Here is a 16,184-nt window from a genome sequence, read left to right as displayed (position 1 = left end):
GGGGTCTACCTGGAGCGGCACGGCGGCATGGGGACCGTGGAGCTGCCGCAGGCCGGGAAGGAACCGGCCGGCCGGGCCCCGGACAGCATCGCCGGGATCGCCGCGCGGGCCCTGCCCAGCGTGGTGACCCTGCACGTGAGCGGCAGCGACGCGGCGGGCACCGGCACCGGCTTCGTCCTCGACGGACGCGGCCACATCCTCACCAACAACCACGTCGTGGAGCCCGCCGGGAACGGCGGCGAGATCACCGTGACCTTCAACAGCGGCGACACCGCCGAGGCCACGGTCGTCGGCCGCGACAGCGGGTACGACCTCGCCGTGGTGAAGGTGGAGGGGGTCGAGGGGCTCACCCCCATGCCGCTCGGCAACTCCGACAACGTGCAGGTGGGCGACCCCGTCGTCGCCATCGGCGCCCCCTTCGACCTGGCCGGCACGGTCACCTCCGGCATCATCAGCGCCAAGGAGCGGCCCATCACGGCCGGCGGCGAGGAGAGCGACGGCAGCGACGTGTCGTACGTCGACGCCCTGCAGACCGACGCGCCCATCAACCCCGGCAACTCCGGCGGCCCCCTCCTGGACTCCCGGGGCCGGGCCATCGGCATCAACTCCGCCATCCGGTCGGCCGACGGCGGCGGCACCGGCTCCGACGGCGGCCAGGCCGGCTCCATAGGCCTGGGCTTCGCCATCCCCATCAACCAGGGCAAGCGCGTCGCCGAGGAACTGATCAACACGGGCCGGGCGACCCACCCGGTCATCGGCATCACCCTCGACATGGGCTACACCGGCGACGGCGCCCGCGTGGGCACGCGGGGCAGCGACGGCGGACCCCCGGTCACCGCGGGCGGGCCCGGCGCCGACGCCGGCCTCGAGGCCGGGGACGTGATCACCGAGGTCGACGGCCGGCGCGTGCACTCCGGTGAGGAGCTCATCGTCAAGACCCGCGCCCACCGCCCCGGCGACCGCCTGGAGCTGACCGTGGAGCGCGACGGCAGGGAGACGAACGTCTCGTTGGTGCTCGGCTCCTCCGGCGGGGACTGAACCGCCCGGGCGGGCCCGTACGGCCGGGAAAGGGGAGTCGGGAAGGCAAACAATGCGGAAAGCGCCCGCATACGCGCGGTCGGTGGTCACGGGACAGTACCGGCCGGACAGGATCGGCGGGTACCGTGGTTGCGGCCCGGACATCCCAAGGAGCTTCAGGTGTTCAATGACATAGGCGCACTCGAGCTGGTCACGCTCGTGATCCTCGCCGTGCTCGTGTTCGGTCCGCACAAGCTCCCGAAGGTCATCCAGGACGTGTCGCGGACCCTCCGGAAGATCCGGGAGTTCTCGGACAGCGCCAAGCGGGAGATCCGGGAGGAGCTGGGCCCCGAGTTCAAGGACTTCGAGTTCGAGGACCTCAACCCCAAGACGTTCATCCGCAAGCAGTTGGACAACGACGAGCTGGGGCTCAAGGAGATCCGCAACAGCTTCGACATGAAGAAGGACATGACCGAGCTCGCCGACGCGGTCCACGGCCGCGAGCCGGAGGCGTCGTCGTCCACCTCCTCGGGCGGTGCCATCGACATGACCAAGAAGATCGACATGTCCAAGAAGCCCGGAGCCCCCGCCCTCGACGACCGCCCGCCGTTCGACGTCGACGCCACCTGAGTCCGGCCCGCGGGCTGCCGTAGGGGGGGCGGGCACCCGCGCCGCCGCCGTACGTGACGCGTCTCATACTCCGAACCGGTCGCATGCGACCCGATCGCGGCGCCGGCCGGGCTCACGCGCCGGGCGCTTTCCCGGCTGCCCGCACAGGTGTGGTTATGCTGCCGAGTTGTTGCGCGGAGCGGACGAGTGCGCCCGAAGGGGGGTGGGCCGATCCGCTCCGACGAGAGCGAGGAGGCGTCCGGGCACATGGAGACGACGAACGCGGCGGTCGCGCAGGCGCCGGCCGCGGAGGACGGACAGCCAGTCCCCTCCGCCCGGCGTACGGTCGACGGCTATCTGCGGGCGCGGTTCCCGTGGTACGGCCTCGACGAGGCGTTCACGGGCCGGCGCTGGCTGATGCAGGTCGGCACGGCGGCCGACGGGGCCGTGGAACACGGCTCGATCGGGCACGGCGACGAACCGTCGGTGCGCAACGAGCACGTGGCGGGCGACGAGCAGGACGCCAAGGAGAAGTTCGCGGTGGTCGTGACGGTGGCCGCCAACCCCGACCGGCGCAGTGCCGACGGCACGGGCCTGCTGGAGGCCACCTCGGTGTCCTCGGCGGCGTGGCTCGCCGGTGTGGGCCTGCTGTCCTTCACCTGGCCCGGCCAGATGGACCACTCCCTGCGCGACGACTGGCTGGAGCAGCAGACCGAGACCGCGTGGGTGCTGGCCGACGACCTCGACGGGGAGGCCTGGACGACGCTGTCCCTGCCCGTGGACGGCGTGCCGACGTCCTTCCACTACCGGGAGTCCGAGTTCGGCTGGGTGCTCGCCGGCTCCACCGACCGGGGCGTCCACCTCGGGGCGTACGGCCGGGGCATGAGCGCCTACGGGCTCGCCTTCTCCGTGGTCAAGGACATCACCGCCTACGACGGCTGACCGACGGCCGGGCGTACGGCACGGGGCGCCGTCCCGCAGGACGGCGCCCCGTGCCGGTGCGCGACGTCAGAACTTGTTCTTCGGCGTGATCCCCAGCGACAGCCCCGACAGGCCGCGCTGACGGCCGCCCAGCTTGCCCGCGATCGCGCGCAGCGCCGCGCCCGCCGGGGACTCGGGGTCGGACAGGACCACCGGCTTGCCGTCGTCGCCGCCCTCGCGCAGCCGCACGTCGATCGGGATGGAGCCGAGGACCGGGACCGAGGCGCCGGTCGTGCGGGTCAGGCCGTCGGCGACCAGCTGACCGCCGCCCGTGCCGAACACGTCGACCATCTCGCCGCAGTGCGGGCAGGGCAGGCCCGCCATGTTCTCGACCACGCCGACGATCTTCTGGTGGGTCTGCACGGCGATGGCGCCGGCCCGCTCCGCCACCTCCGCGGCGGCCTGCTGGGGGGTCGTCACGACGAGGATCTCGGCGTTCGGGACCAGCTGCGCGACGGAGATCGCGATGTCGCCGGTGCCGGGCGGCAGGTCGAGGAGCAGGACGTCCAGGTCGCCCCAGTACACGTCCGCCAGGAACTGCTGGAGCGCGCGGTGCAGCATCGGGCCGCGCCAGACGACCGGCGCGTTGCCCGGGGTGAACATGCCGATCGAGATGACCTTCACGCCGTTGGCCGAAGGCGGCATGATCATGTTCTCGACCTGGGTGGGCCGCCCGTCCGCGCCCAGCATGCGCGGCACGGAGTGACCGTAGATGTCGGCGTCGACGACACCGACCTTCAGACCGTCGGCCGCCATCGCCGCCGCCAGGTTCACCGTCACCGAGGACTTGCCGACGCCGCCCTTGCCGGAGGCGACCGCGTACACCCGGGTCAGGCTGCCCGGCTTGGCGAAGGGCACCTCGCGCTCGGCCTGGCCGCCGCGCAGCGCGGAGGCCAGCTCACGGCGCTGCTCGTCGCTCATCACGTCCAGCTCGACGTCGACCCGCGTGACGCCCTCGACCTGCGAGACCGCGTCGGTCACCCGCTGCGTGATGGTGTCCCGCATGGGACAGCCGGAGACCGTCAGGTACACGGCGACCGCGACCGCTCCGTCCGCGCCGATCTCCACGGACTTGACCATCCCGAGTTCGGTGATGGGCCGGTTGATCTCGGGGTCGTTCACCGTCGCCAGTGCCTCGCGCACCGCGTCTTCCGTAGCCATGGACACGATGGTACGGCGCCACCCACGGGGCACGGAAAGCCCCGTCAGCGGTCGTGTACGTCACGCCCGGTGGACCGATCCGCCGGGAATACCCCGTCGCCGTGCCGGTGACCGTCCTGCCGCTCCTCCATCTCCTTGATCAGGTCCTGGAGCTCGGAGCGGATCCAGTCGCGGGTGGCGACCTCGCCGAGCCCGATGCGCAGGGCGGCGATCTCCCTGGTCAGGTACTCGGTGTCGGCGATCGACCGCTCGTTCTGCTTGCGGTCCTGCTCCAGGTTGACCCGGTCCCGGTCGTCCTGCCGGTTCTGCGCGAGCAGGATCAGCGGGGCCGCGTAGGAGGCCTGCAGCGACAGGGCCAGCGTCAGGAAGATGAACGGGTACTCGTCGAAGCGCAGCGGGCCCGGTGCGGACACGTTCCACAGCACCCAGACGATGATGACGACCGTCATCCAGACGATGAACCGCCCGGTGCCCAGGAAGCGCGCGATGCGCTCCGACAGCCGTCCGAAGGCCTCCGGGTCCCACTCGGGCAGGAGACGGCGCCGGGGCGGCCGGGGCTGGTCCAGGCGGGCGCCGCGGGGACGGGAGGCGGCGGTGGCCCCCGACACCACGCGCTCACGGGCCGTCGTCTCGCGCTCAGGCGCCATCGGCACTCACCTCCCTCTCCCCGGCCGTCTCGTCGAGGTGGTACTCGGTCTCCCGCCAGTCGTCGGGCAGCATGTGGTCCAGCACGTCGTCCACGGTGATCGCGCCGAGCAGCGACCCGGACTCGTCGACGACGGGCGCCGCCACCATGTCGTACGTGGCGAAGAACCCGGCGACCACGGGCAGCGCGGCGTCCGGCTCCAGGGGCTGGAGGTCGTCGTCCAGCATCGACCCGACCAGCGTGTACGGGGGGTCGCGCAGCAGGCGCTGGAAGTGGACCGTGCCCAGGTACTTGCCGGTCGGGGTCTCCTCGGGCGGGCGGCAGACGTAGATCTGCGCGGCGTGCGCCGGCGACAGGTCGGGATTGCGGATGCGGGCCAGGGCGTCGGCGACGGTGGCGTCGGGCCGCAGCACGATCGGCTCGGTCGTCATCAGACCGCCGGCCGTGTGCTCCTCGTACGCCATCAGGCGCCGCATGTCGGCCGCGTCGCCGGGCTGCATCAGGCTCAGCAGGCGTTCCTTGTCCGCCTCCGGCAGCTCGCCGAGCAGGTCGGCCGCGTCGTCGGGGTCCATCGCCTCCAGCACGTCCGCGGCGCGTTCCTCCTTGAGCTTGCCGAGGATCTCGATCTGGTCGTCCTCGGGCAGCTCCTCCAGCACGTCGGCCAGGCGGTCGTCGTCGAGGGCGGCGGCGACCTCGGCGCGGCGCTTGGCGGACAGGTGGTGCAGCACGTTGGCGAGGTCGGCGGGGCGCAGCTGCTCGAACGTGGCGAGCAGGCTCTCGGCGCCCTGCCCGTGCTCCTCCAGCGAGAAGCCGGTGACGCCGGACCACTCCACGGTCAGCGTCTCGCCCCTGTTGCGCCGGAACGCGCCGCCCTTCCTGCCCTTGCGGACGAACACCTTGTCGATCTCCCAGTCCCGGCGGGCCGGCAGCTGCTGCACCGACAGGTCCAGGACGGTGACCTCCTCGCCGGTCTCGGCGAGGGTGACCCGCCGGTCGAGCAGCTCGCCGAAGACGAGGCGCTCGGTGGGCCGCTGCTCGAAGCGGCGGACGTTGAGCACACCGGTCGTGATGACCTGTCCGGAGTCGATCCCGGTGACCCGGGTCATCGGCAGGAAGATGCGGCGGCGGGTGGACAGTTCGACGACCAGGCCCAGCACCCGTGGGGGCTTGCGGCCGACGCGGAGCATGACGACCAGGTCGCGCACCCGTCCCACCTGGTCGCCGGCCGGGTCGAAGACGGCGATGCCGGAGAGGTGCGAGACGAAGATCCGGGGGGCGCCCGCTGCCATGGCCGCGGCTCCTTTTCGTCAGTCAGTCCGTGAGAGGTGTGTCGTACGGAGTCTCTTTTCCGGATTGCCCGCTCGGACGGCCTTCAGGCTAGCCCGTCCCGCACCGGTCCGCCCTGGCGGCCGGTCCGGACGGACCGGCGCCGGTCGCCGCGTTCGTCCCCGGTACGCTGCGGTACGCCGCTTGGACCCCGTCAGAAAGGCAGCTCCACCTGTGACCGTGACTCCCCGGCGCCGAATCCGCAGGGCCGCCTGGCTGGGTGCGGTGTGCGCCCTGACCGTGACGGGGGCGGGGCTGACGGGATGCAGCAGCGAGGACCCGGACGCGGGCACCAACGGGGTGGGCAAGCTGCCGGCCGAGAAGATCCACGCCAGGACGCGTGCGGCCGCCGAGACCGCCCGCGCGGTCCGGCTGCACGGCACGGTGGCCGCCGGCGGCAGCACGTACACCCTCGACATGCGCTTGAAGTCCGACGGCGGCACCGGGTCGGTCGCCGCCGAGGGGGCGACCTTCCGGCTGCTGAGGGTCGGCGACCAGCTCTTCCTCAAGGCCGACGCCGGGTTCTGGAGCCACGACGGCGGCGACGCGGCGGCCGCCGACAAGCTCGCCGGCAAGTACGTGAAGGTACCGAAGGGCGACCCCTCGTACCAGAAGTTCAGCGGCTTCACGGACAAGGACGTCCTCCTCGACGGGCTGCTCACCCTGCACGGCACGGTCGAGACGGACGGCCGGCACGAGCAGGACGGCGTGCGCACCGTCCGCATCACCGGCGACCAGGGCTCCGGCGGCTCGCTGGACGTCTCCCTGGAGGGCACGCCCTACCCGCTGCGTCTGGTGCGGGCGGGCAGCGCGGGCACGCTCAGCTTCTCCGACTGGAACAAGGACTTCGCGCTCACGGCACCGCCCAAGGACGAGACCCTGGACTACGGCAAGCAACTGCCGGCGTCCTAGGACGCCGGGTCCCCGGGCCGTCGAGGGGGACGCCGTTCGGATCCTGCCGGGGCCGCGGGGCACGGGGCCGCGGGGTACCACGCCGCCCGGAGCCGGTCCGGTCCGAACGACAGGTCCTAGCCGCGCCGGCTCTTCCTCCGGCGCTTCAGCAGCAGGCGCGGCAGGCCCGCCGGGACCGGTGCGCGCGTCGTCGCCGGGCTCGGGAGCGGTGCCTCGGCCAGCGAACCGTCGGGCAGCGGCGCGAGCGTCCCCGTCGGCTCCAGGCGCAGCACCCGGCACTCCCGGGCCCAGCGGTCGGTCATCGCCTCCCCGTCCGGGGCGTTCAGCCGCTTGCCCTTGAGGTCGGCGACCGCGGCCTGCCACGCCTCGGAGCCGGACGGCAGCTCCACGACCCTCGCCGCCCAGGAGACCAGCCGGCCCCCCTTGTCCTTGCTGCGCACCGTCACCTCGGCCGCGGCCCCGTCGGCCAGACCCGGCAGCGGCTGCTCACCGGGCCCGTCGCCGACGACGCAGGCCGCGCCCTCGTGCCAGACGTGCCAGAGCGCACGGGCGGGCGTCCCGGGGCCCCTGACCCAGATGAGGCCGGACTTCTTCGTGGCCTCCTCGACGAGGGCCTGGTCGAGCAGCTCGCTTGTCATGCGGTCAGCCTATCCAGGCGCCCGGGGGCCGCTTCAGAGCCAGCCGTTGCGCTTGAGCGTGCGGTGGATGCCCAGGCAGAGCGCGACCGTGACGGACAGGACCAGCGGGTAGCCGAACTTCCAGTGCGTCTCCGGCATGTAGTCGAAGTTCATGCCGTACACCCCGCACACCATCGTCGGCACGGCGATGATCGCCGCCCACGAGGTGATCTTGCGCATGTCCTCGTTCTGCGCGACGGACGCCTGGGCCAGGTTGGCCTGGAGGATGGAGTTCAGCAGCTCGTCGAAGCCGATGACCTGCTCCTGCACCCGCGCCACGTGGTCGGCGACGTCCCGGAAGTACTTCTGGATCTCCGGGTCGATCAGCCGCATCGGACGCTCGCTGAGCAGCTGCATGGGCCGCAGCAGCGGCGCCACCGCCCGCTTGAACTCCAGTACCTCGCGCTTGAGTTGGTAGATCCGGCCGGCGTCCGTACCGCGCGGCGTGCCCTTGCGGCCCGGCGAGAACACCTCCGTCTCGACCTCGTCGATGTCGTCCTGCACCGCGTCGGCGACCGCGATGTAGCCGTCGACGACGTGGTCGGCGATGGCGTGCAGCACCGCCGAGGGGCCCTTGAGCAGCAGCTCGGGGTCGTCCTGCAGCCGGTGCCGCAGCGCGCGCAGGGAGCCCTGCCCGCCGTGCCGGACGGTGATGAAGAAGTCCCGCCCGGTGAAGCACATGACCTCGCCGGTCTCGACGACCTCGCTGTTGGCGGTGAGCTCGTCGTGGTCGACGTAGTGGATGGTCTTGAAGACGGTGAACAGGGAGTCGTCGTAGCGCTCCAGCTTGGGCCGCTGGTGGGCCTGGACGGCGTCCTCCACGGCCAGCGGGTGCAGCCCGAACTCGCGGGCGATACCGGCGAATTCGTCCTCGGTGGGCTCGTGCAGGCCGATCCAGACGAAGCCGCCGTCGCGGCGGACCTGCCGCATCGCCTGCTGCGGGCTGAGCGGCGCGTCGGACGCGACGCGCGTGCCGTCGCGGTAGACGGCGCAGTCGACGACGGCGGAGGTGGTCTCCGGGTCGCGGGTGGTGTCGTAGGCGCCGTTGTCCTTGCGCAGAGAGACGCGGGACGGGCGGACCGCGGCGCGCAGGTCACGGATCATCGACATGGCAGGCTCCTTCGCGACGGGCAGCGAGCGTGCCGGCGACGGGTGGAACCACCCGGAATGAGGACGTCCAGATCACGCGTGCGCGGCGCGTCCACAAAGCGGGGGGCACCGCACCGTCGCGGTGGCCGGCTTCACTGCTGATTCAGCGCTGCTGTTGCAGGCAGGCAGATCAGGCAAAACGAGACGAAGTGCTCTTCCGAGGAGAGGCGCGCGAGCGGGAAGCGGCGGCGGGAAGAACCGGAGCAGCTGCGTCAGCGGCCGGAAGAGCGAGTGGTACTGCACGGTCGACTTCGGTCCATGCCGCCCACCTCCTCCGGCCGGTCCCTCGTGAGGGACGATCCATACCCCTGTTTGGAGGGGTTCCCCGTAGGGGAGTGTTCATAGCGTCGGGGCCGTGATCGCGTCTCCCCCAGTGCCTGGAGGGCCTGGGAGGTACCCCCAGCTGCGTGCTGCCCAGAACCGCTGGCCCAGAGTACCAGTCACTCGACGTGTCAAGGCGCCGCTTTGCCACGTACTGACGAGTTCTATGCTCGCCGCATGGCTGATGTTCTTCCTCTGGTCGAGGCCCGGTTGCGTACGGCACTGGGCGAACCGGACGCGCGCGCGGCGGTCACCTTCCTCGGCACCGATCGCATCGAGGTGCTGCGCTTCCCCGGCGGCGGCCCGGAGGGCGACATCGTGCGCTACGCCACCCTCGGCATGTCCGCGCAGCCCATGGCCGACCCCACGGCGGTGCTCGCCGACCCGGTCAAGGGGCCCCGCGCCGAGCTGGTCCTCTCCGTCCGGGCGGGCCTCGCCGACACCGGCAAGGTGCTGCGGCCCCTGGCCGTGCTCGCCGCGTCCCCTCAGGTCGAGGGCGTGATCGTGGCGCCCGGCGCCTCGCTGGACGTCGGTGAGCCGCTGTGGCCCGGCGCCCCGTTCACCTCGGTGCTGGTCGCCGAGCCGGGCGGCCTGGTGGAGGACCTGGAGCTGGACGCGCCCCTGGACCCCGTGCGGTTCCTGCCGCTGCTGCCGATGACGCCGAACGAGGCCGCCTGGAAGCGGGTGCACGGCGCCCAGGCGCTGCAGGAGCGCTGGCTGACGCACGGGACGGACCTGCGGGATCCGGCCCGCAGGTCCGTCCCGCTGGAGTGACGCAACTCACGGCCCTCGTCCGTCAGTTGGTGGAGACGGCGACACCGTCCTCGGTCGCGTGCCGCGGCTGAGGCCCCTGCGCCTCGGGGGTCCCCCCGCTCGAGCGCGGCCGGGAGTGGGGCAGGGTGAGCGCGCGACGCCGCACGAGGACCACGAGGGCACCCAGTACGGCGGTGACCGCGGCCACCACGAACGGGACGTGGATGTCGGTCCACTCCTCGATCTTCGGCGCGAAGTACGGAGCGGCGGCCGCCGCGAACCAGCGCACGAAGTTGTACCCGGCGCTCGCCACCGGACGCGGCGCGTCCGACACGCCGAGGGCCAGCTCGGTGTACACGGTGTTGTTCACGCCGATGAGGGCACCGGACAGGATCGTGCAGACGATCGCCGCGGTGTGGCCGCCGTACCCGAGGACCAGCACGTCGGCGGCGAGCAGCACCAGCGAGCCGCCGAGCACCTTCAGCGAACCGAACCGCTCCTGCATGCGCGGCGCCACGAGCACCGAGAAGACGGCGAGCAGCACGCCCCAGGCGAAGAACACGGCACCGGACTTGTACGGGGTCATGTCCAGCACGAACGGCGTGAAGGCCAGCACGGTGAAGAACGTGTAGTTGTAGAAGAACGCCGAGACCGCCGCCGAGGCGAGACCGCCGTGGCCGAGGGCCCTGATCGGGTCCAGCAGCGAGGTCCTGCGGGCCGGCTTCGGCTGCTCCTTGAGGAACACCGTGATGCACAGGAAGCCGATCGCCATCAGGAACGCGGTGCCGAAGAACGGGTAGCGCCAGCTGGCGTCGCCGAGCAGTGCGCCCACCAGGGGGCCGCAGGCCATGCCGAGGCCGAGGGCGGACTCGTACAGCAGGATCGCCGCGGCGCTGCCGCCGGCCGCCGCGCCGACGATGACCGCGAGCGCCGTCGAGACGAACAGGGCGTTGCCGAGGCCCCAGCCGGCCCGGTAGCCGACGAGCTGGCCGACCGTGTCGGAGGTGCCCGCCAGCCCGGCGAAGACGACCACGAGGGCGAGGCCGAGCAGCAGGGTCCTGCGTCCGCCGATGCGGCTGGAGACGAAGCCCGTGACCAGCATGGCGACAGCCGTGATCAGGAAGTACGAGGTGAACAGGAGGGAGACCTGGCTGGCGCTCGCGTCCAGGCCCTTGGCGATGGACGGCAGGATCGGGTCGACGAGCCCGATGCCCATGAAGGCGACGACGGACGCACCGGCGGTCGCCCACACGGCCTTGGGTTGTCGCAGGATGCCGCCCGCACCCGCGTCGAAGGGGTCCATGGTTGCTCCAATGCCGACAGGAGATGGTTGGTATATGCACATAGTAAGTTAGCTAGGCTAACTAGTGCAACACGCATGTAAATTTCCCCGGCGAGTCCGCCGCCCGGACGGGTGATCGTCCTTGACGTGGGGGAGCGAGGGTAGGACCGTGGGGCTGTATGAGGGGCGAACCCAGTTGCCCGAAGTGTGGTGGCCGGGTCAGGGCTCCCGGCCTCTTCGCCGATTCCTGGCAGTGCGACGCGCACGGCACGGTGCATCCGCTGCAGCCCGTGATACCGCCCAGCGTCGAGGCGCTCGGCGTCGTGGTGCACCGCACCCAGGTCCCGGTGTGGATGCCGTGGCCCCTGCCGGTCGGCTGGCTGTTCACCGGCGTGGCCTGCGCGGGCGACGACCGCAGCGGCGGCCGGGCCACGGCGGTGGCCTGCTCGGGGCCGGGCCCGCTCGGCGGTGCCGGTGAGCTGATCCTGGTGGCCGAGGAGCTGGGCGTCGGACTCGGCGCGCGGTACGCGGGCATCGACGCCCCGGACCCCGGTCCCTATCTGGACGTCGAGAAGCCGCCGCAGGCCAAGGTCCTCGCCGCCGGCCGCCCGACCCCGCTCTGGCACGTCACCGGCGTCCCGGACGACCGCGCCGTGTTCGCCGGGGAGGCCCTCGGGGTGTGGCTGTGGGCCGTGCTGTGGCCCGAGCAGTCGGGGCTGCTCATGTACGACGAGCTGGTGCTGACCGACCTCCGGGACGCCGGCGCCGAGGTGGACCTGGTGCCGTGCGGCGCCCTGTCGCCGCGGCTGATCGAGCCGTAGGGCGGGGTCCGGAGGCGGGTGCGGACAGGGTGGAGGCAGGGCGGAGGTAGGGGGCGCGAGGCTGCTTCGGGTGTGACATCGGGGTACGAAATTCCGGTTATCCTTGAGCGTCCCCCTCCGTCCCGTCACCGCCTGGAGTCAGCGTCGTGCGCATCGATCTGCACACCCACTCCACCGCGTCCGACGGCACGGACACCCCGGCCCGGCTGGTGCGCAACGCCGCCGCTGCCGGACTGGACGTCGTCGCGCTGACCGACCACGACACCACCCGCGGTCACGCCGAGGCCGTCGCGGCGCTGCCCGAGGGGCTGACGCTGGTCACCGGCGCCGAGCTCTCCTGCCGCCTCGACGGCATCAGCATGCACATGCTGGCCTACCTCTTCGACCCCGAGGAGCCCGCTCTGCTCGCCGAGCGCGAGCTGGTCCGGGACGACCGGGTGCCGCGGGCCCGGGGCATGGTCGCCAAGCTCAACGAGCTGGGCGTCCCCGTCACCTGGGAGCAGGTCGCGCGGATCGCCGGCGACGGCTCGGTCGGGCGCCCGCACGTGGCCTCCGCGCTCGTGGAGCTCGGCGTCGTGCCGACCGTGGGCGACGCCTTCACCGAGGACTGGCTGGCCGACGGCGGCCGGGCCTACGTGGAGAAGCACGAGACCGACCCCTTCGAGGCGATCCGGCTGATCAAGGGCGCCGGCGGCGTCGCGGTGTTCGCCCATCCGGCCGCCGCCAAGCGGGGCCGTACGGTGCCGGAGTCCGCCATCGCCGAGCTGGCCGCTGCCGGGCTGGACGGCATCGAGGTCGACCACATGGACCACGACGCGCGGACGCGGGCGCGACTGCGCGGGCTCGCCGCGGAGCTGGGGCTCCTGGTGACCGGGTCCAGCGACTACCACGGCAGCCGGAAGACCTGCGAGCTGGGCGAGTACACGACGGACCCCGAGGTGTACGGGGAGATCACGCGGCGGGCGCACGGGGCGTTCCCCGTGCCGGGGGCCGGCGGAGCCTGAGGCCCGCGCGGGCCGTTCCGGTCCCGCACCCCGTCCCCGTTCCGGCCCTGCTCGCCGGTTCACCACCGTTCACCGGTTCACCACCGTTCGTCGGTCCAACACCGTTCGGCGGCCCACCCCTGTTCGTCGTTCCGGCACCGTTCGTCGGTCCTGTCCTCGCAAGGCTTCGTCACGCTCATGTTCGACCTCGCCGTCTTCGGCTCCCTCTTCCTGACCCTTTTCGTCATCATGGATCCCCCCGGGATCACCCCGATCTTCCTCGCGCTGACCGCCGGCCGGCCCGCCAAGGTGCAGAAGCGGATGGCCTTCCAGGCCGTCTGCGTCGCCGGCGGTGTGATCGCCGTGTTCGGGGTGCTCGGGCACCAGATCCTGGGCTACCTGCACGTCTCCGTGCCCGCGCTGATGATCGCGGGCGGACTGCTGCTCCTGCTGATCGCCCTCGACCTGCTCACCGGCAAGACGGACGAGCCCAAGCAGACCAAGGACGTCAACGTCGCGCTGGTGCCGCTGGGCATGCCGCTGCTGGCGGGGCCCGGCGCCATCGTGTCGGTCATCCTGGCCGTGCAGAAGGCCGACGGCGTGACCTCGCAGGTGTCGGTCTGGACGGCGATCCTCGCCATCCACGTCGTGCTGTGGCTGGTGATGCGGTACTCGCTGCTGATCATCCGCGTGATCAAGGACGGCGGTGTCGTCCTGGTGACCCGCCTCGCGGGCATGATGCTCTCCGCGATCGCCGTGCAGCAGATCATCAACGGCGTCACCCAGGTGATCCGGGGCGCGTGAGCGCCGGTCACGACAGAGCCCCCGTACGGCACCGGTGAGGTGCCGTACGGGGGCTCGCGGCGTGGGAACGGTCCGCGTTACGAGGCCGAGGTGTCGGCTGGGCGGATCCACAGGCGCTGCCCGACGGCGGCGGCCTGCTGAACGATGCGGTTCACGGAGGCGGCGTCCACGACGGTGGTGTCCACGGGCGTTCCGTCGACGTCGTCGAGTCGCATGACTTCAAAACGCATGGGCCTCTCCCTTGATCTGGTCATCCTCCTGAGGAGAACTACTGGTGGGGCTTCCGGGTCATCGGTGCCCGGGGCGCCGTACAGGTCAACCGACTGCGCGCCGCGAACATTCCCTACGCTAAGGAAATTTTTCGAGCAACTAATTACTGACGAGTAAGGGGATCGTGCCGGGGTGATCGACGAGCAGGACGGGACCGACCGGGACCGGTTGTGTTCGCAGCGTGACCACCGGGACAATGGACGTGATGAACGACGACCTCGCGTCCCTGAACGCCCGCATCGACCGCACCAACGAGCTGCTCCAGCGCATGCTCGTCGAGGTGGCGAAGACGCCCTCGACCCACGCGATCTTCGTCGACGCCGGGTACCTCTACGCGGCGGCGGGGCGGCTGGTCACCGGGACCGAGGACCGCAGGGCCTTCGACCTGGACGCCGAAGGACTGATCGAGGCCCTCATCGACAAGGCCCGCACGATCTTCGCGGACAGCCGCCTGCTGCGGGTCTACTGGTACGACGGCGCCCGGCGCCGCATCCACACCGCCGAGCAGCAGTCCATCGCCGAGCTGCCGGACGTCAAGGTCCGCCTGGGCAACCTCAACGCCAACAACCAGCAGAAGGGCGTCGACTCCCTCATCCGCTCCGACCTGGAGTCCCTCGCCCGGTACCGCGCCATCAGCGACGCGGCACTGCTCGGCGGCGACGAGGACCTGGTGTCGGCGGTCGAGGCCGCCCAGGGCTACGGCGCCCGCGTCCACCTGTGGGGCGTCGAGGCCCCCGAGGGCCGCAACCAGGCCGACCCGCTGCTCTGGGAGGTCGACAGCCAGCGCACCTTCGACCTCGACTTCTTCAAGCCGTACGTCTCCCGGCGTACGGTGCACGCCTTCGAAGCGGGGGGCGCGGCCCGGCCGGCCCGCGAGGACGTCCGCTTCGTGGGTGCCCAGATCGCGGCGAAGTGGCTGGCGGCACGGGGGCGCGACACCCTGCTGGAGCTGCTCCCCGGCCACCCCTACCTCCCCGGCTCGGTGGACCAGGACCTGCTGGTGGAGGCGGAAGGGCTGCTGCAGTACTCGCTGCGCGGCCAGGCCGACCTGCGCCGGGCGCTGCGGGACGGCTTCTGGGAGCACCTGCGGGCGCAGTACTAGGGCCTGTCGTCGGGGCGCGGGGCGGGGACGCCGTCCCAGAAGTCGGCCAGGGCGCGGGCGGTCGGCAGCGGCTGGTCCGTGTTGGGCGAGTGCTCGGCCCCCGGGACGACGGTCCGGCGCGCGTCCAGCCGTACGGCCATCTCGTCCAGGAGGGGCACGGGCCAGGTGTCGTCGTGGACGCCCGACAGCACGTGGAACGGCAGCGGCACGGCGGCGAGCTCGGTGACACGGTCCGGCTCGTTGCACAACTGGCGTCCCGTGGCGAGCAGTTGGGCCGGGCGGGTACTCAGCCAGCGCTCACGCAGTCGTTGCGGAGCGTCCGGGCCGTGGGTGGGGACCGGGGCGCCGGCCTCCTCGGGCGGCCCCATCGTCTGCATCACCTCCCAGACCTGATCCATCGTCATGGTGTCGAGCGCGTCCCGCAGGAGTTTCACGCGCTGCTGCTGGGAGACGGAGATCTGCGCCGGGCCCGACGACATCAGCGTGAGGGAGAGGAAGGGGGAGTGGTCGAGCAGGACGGCGGCACGGGCGATCTGGCCGCCGAGCGAGTGCCCGACGAGGTGCACGGGCGTCCCGAGCGCGGCGACCTGCGCGAGGACGTCCCGGGCCAGCTCGGGCTGCGCGTAGCCGGACTCGTCGTGCTCGGGGCCGCCGGTCTCGTACTGTCCCCGCCCGTCCACGGCGACCGTACGGTACCCGCGCGCGGCGAGCGGCTCGTGCAGCAGCGTGAAGTCCTCCTTGCTGCCCGTGAATCCGGGCAGCATCAGCACGACCCCCTTCGGTGCCCCACCGCCGGCCACGGGCGAATCGACGACGGCGAACTCACCGCGCGCGGTACGCAGCCGGTACGTGCGGGCGTCGGGCGGCGGGGTGAAACAGGCGTTCGTGCTCACGGGCAGAGGTTATCCGGGGACGGGCCGCGGGGCCGACCCCGCCCGCACGGCCCGCACGGCCCGCGGGCGAGTAACCCCCGGCCCCGGCCCCGCCGTCCCGCCCGGCCGGCGGGCGGCGACACGCCGTCGGCCCGGCCCCGCCTGGGCGGCGGGACCGGGCCGACGGCCGGACGGAGCGACGGGATCAGCTCTCGGCCGACTCCGCGGGCTGCTTGGCGGCCGTGACCGCCTTGCGGGTACGGCGGACCTTCGGCTTCGTCTCGGCCGCGTCGGCGGTCTCGGCGGGAGCCTCGGCAGCCGCGGCCGCCTTGCGGGTCCGGCGCCGCGGTGCGGCCTCCGGCTCCTGCGAGGCCTGAGCCGGGATCTCGGCGGTGGCCTCGGCCGGTTCGGTGGCCTTGCGGGTGCGGCGGCGCGGCTTGGTCTCCGTGGCCTCGGCCGTGTCGACGGCGGCTTCCGCCTTGGCGGCCGCGGTCTTGC

At 72.2% G+C, this 16,184-nt stretch carries 17 protein-coding genes and 1 pseudogene; 9 read left to right on the top strand and 9 right to left on the bottom strand.

Annotated elements, in window-relative coordinates; genetic code table 11:
* From JHAT_RS32185 to JHAT_RS32175, 3 genes are all read left to right on the top strand, one after another.
* A partial coding sequence (locus JHAT_RS32185) for a S1C family serine protease (protein WP_143660563.1) occupies window positions 1-1,038 on the top strand: 1,038 nt, incomplete at its 5' end.
* Window positions 1,039-1,197: 159 nt separating this feature from the next.
* Window positions 1,198-1,647: a sec-independent translocase gene (locus tag JHAT_RS32180; RefSeq protein ID WP_077801820.1), complete on the top strand. Its 450-nt coding sequence runs from the start codon at window positions 1,198-1,200 to the stop codon at window positions 1,645-1,647.
* A 246-nt stretch (window positions 1,648-1,893) separates the two neighbouring features.
* Window positions 1,894-2,568, top strand: a complete 675-nt coding sequence (locus tag JHAT_RS32175; RefSeq protein WP_171991163.1) for a hypothetical protein — start codon at window positions 1,894-1,896, stop codon at window positions 2,566-2,568.
* A 66-nt stretch (window positions 2,569-2,634) separates the two neighbouring features.
* Here the strand turns inward: JHAT_RS32175 and JHAT_RS32170 are convergent, their stop codons facing one another.
* From JHAT_RS32170 to JHAT_RS32160, 3 genes are read right to left on the bottom strand one after another with little or no spacing between them, the layout of a single operon-like run.
* The gene (locus JHAT_RS32170; RefSeq protein ID WP_077801818.1) at window positions 2,635-3,768 is read right to left on the bottom strand and encodes an Mrp/NBP35 family ATP-binding protein; all 1,134 of its coding nucleotides are present in this window, start codon (window positions 3,766-3,768) and stop codon (window positions 2,635-2,637) included.
* A 44-nt stretch (window positions 3,769-3,812) separates the two neighbouring features.
* Complete coding sequence (locus JHAT_RS32165; protein WP_077801817.1) at window positions 3,813-4,415, bottom strand: DUF1003 domain-containing protein; 603 nt, start codon at window positions 4,413-4,415, stop codon at window positions 3,813-3,815.
* Window positions 4,405-5,703 carry a magnesium transporter MgtE N-terminal domain-containing protein gene (locus JHAT_RS32160; RefSeq protein WP_077801816.1) on the bottom strand — a complete coding sequence of 433 codons (1,299 nt, stop codon included), beginning with the start codon at window positions 5,701-5,703 and terminating at the stop codon, window positions 4,405-4,407. Before JHAT_RS32160 ends, JHAT_RS32165 begins: the two co-directional genes overlap by 11 nt.
* Before the next feature lie 211 nt (window positions 5,704-5,914).
* On the opposite strand from JHAT_RS32160, the gene JHAT_RS32155 reads away from it, so the two are divergent.
* Window positions 5,915-6,652, top strand: coding sequence for a hypothetical protein (locus tag JHAT_RS32155; RefSeq protein WP_171991162.1), 738 nt, complete (start codon window positions 5,915-5,917; stop codon window positions 6,650-6,652).
* A gap of 116 nt (window positions 6,653-6,768) precedes the next feature.
* On the opposite strand, the gene JHAT_RS32150 is transcribed toward JHAT_RS32155, so the two are convergent.
* Both JHAT_RS32150 and JHAT_RS32145 read right to left on the bottom strand, forming a co-directional pair.
* Window positions 6,769-7,290, bottom strand: coding sequence for a hypothetical protein (locus JHAT_RS32150; protein WP_077801815.1), 522 nt, complete (start codon window positions 7,288-7,290; stop codon window positions 6,769-6,771).
* A 33-nt stretch (window positions 7,291-7,323) separates the two neighbouring features.
* Window positions 7,324-8,439, bottom strand: a complete 1,116-nt coding sequence (locus JHAT_RS32145; RefSeq protein ID WP_077801814.1) for a magnesium and cobalt transport protein CorA — start codon at window positions 8,437-8,439, stop codon at window positions 7,324-7,326.
* Window positions 8,440-8,976: 537 nt separating this feature from the next.
* Between JHAT_RS32145 and JHAT_RS32140 the strand changes: the two genes are divergently transcribed.
* Window positions 8,977-9,573 carry a suppressor of fused domain protein gene (locus tag JHAT_RS32140; RefSeq protein WP_077801813.1) on the top strand — a complete coding sequence of 199 codons (597 nt, stop codon included), beginning with the start codon at window positions 8,977-8,979 and terminating at the stop codon, window positions 9,571-9,573.
* A gap of 22 nt (window positions 9,574-9,595) precedes the next feature.
* Here JHAT_RS32140 and JHAT_RS32135 read toward each other — a convergent pair whose 3' ends face one another.
* Entirely contained in the window at window positions 9,596-10,855 is a 1,260-nt protein-coding gene (locus tag JHAT_RS32135; protein ID WP_077801812.1) for an MFS transporter, read from the bottom strand.
* 158 nt (window positions 10,856-11,013) lie between these two features.
* On the opposite strand from JHAT_RS32135, the gene JHAT_RS32130 reads away from it, so the two are divergent.
* From JHAT_RS32130 to JHAT_RS32120, 3 genes are all read left to right on the top strand, one after another.
* Window positions 11,014-11,655 (top strand): DUF6758 family protein, encoded by a 642-nt coding sequence (locus JHAT_RS32130; RefSeq protein WP_077801811.1) that lies wholly within the window; start codon window positions 11,014-11,016, stop codon window positions 11,653-11,655.
* Between the two features lie 146 nt (window positions 11,656-11,801).
* On the top strand, window positions 11,802-12,659 hold the full coding sequence (locus JHAT_RS32125; protein ID WP_077801810.1) for a PHP domain-containing protein: 858 nt from the start codon (window positions 11,802-11,804) through the stop codon (window positions 12,657-12,659).
* Window positions 12,660-12,836: 177 nt separating this feature from the next.
* Window positions 12,837-13,442 carry a MarC family protein gene (locus JHAT_RS32120; RefSeq protein WP_077801809.1) on the top strand — a complete coding sequence of 202 codons (606 nt, stop codon included), beginning with the start codon at window positions 12,837-12,839 and terminating at the stop codon, window positions 13,440-13,442.
* 77 nt (window positions 13,443-13,519) lie between these two features.
* Here JHAT_RS32120 and JHAT_RS32115 read toward each other — a convergent pair whose 3' ends face one another.
* Window positions 13,520-13,672 (bottom strand): hypothetical protein, encoded by a 153-nt coding sequence (locus tag JHAT_RS32115; RefSeq protein ID WP_077801808.1) that lies wholly within the window; start codon window positions 13,670-13,672, stop codon window positions 13,520-13,522.
* Window positions 13,673-13,908: 236 nt separating this feature from the next.
* On the opposite strand from JHAT_RS32115, the gene JHAT_RS32110 reads away from it, so the two are divergent.
* Complete coding sequence (locus JHAT_RS32110) at window positions 13,909-14,814, top strand: NYN domain-containing protein (RefSeq protein WP_077801807.1); 906 nt, start codon at window positions 13,909-13,911, stop codon at window positions 14,812-14,814.
* On the opposite strand, the gene JHAT_RS32105 is transcribed toward JHAT_RS32110, so the two are convergent.
* Both JHAT_RS32105 and JHAT_RS32100 read right to left on the bottom strand, forming a co-directional pair.
* Window positions 14,811-15,707 (bottom strand): alpha/beta fold hydrolase, encoded by an 897-nt coding sequence (locus JHAT_RS32105; RefSeq protein ID WP_077801806.1) that lies wholly within the window; start codon window positions 15,705-15,707, stop codon window positions 14,811-14,813. The genes JHAT_RS32110 and JHAT_RS32105 overlap by 4 nt on opposite strands.
* Window positions 15,708-15,891: 184 nt before the next feature.
* Window positions 15,892-16,184: pseudogene (locus JHAT_RS32100) on the bottom strand (hypothetical protein); the annotation flags it as partial.

The sequence above is a fragment of the Streptomyces sp. JHA26 genome, from assembly GCF_002005565.1.
Taxonomy (GTDB): domain Bacteria; phylum Actinomycetota; class Actinomycetes; order Streptomycetales; family Streptomycetaceae; genus Streptomyces.
This window is presented reverse-complemented; position numbering and strand designations above follow the sequence as displayed.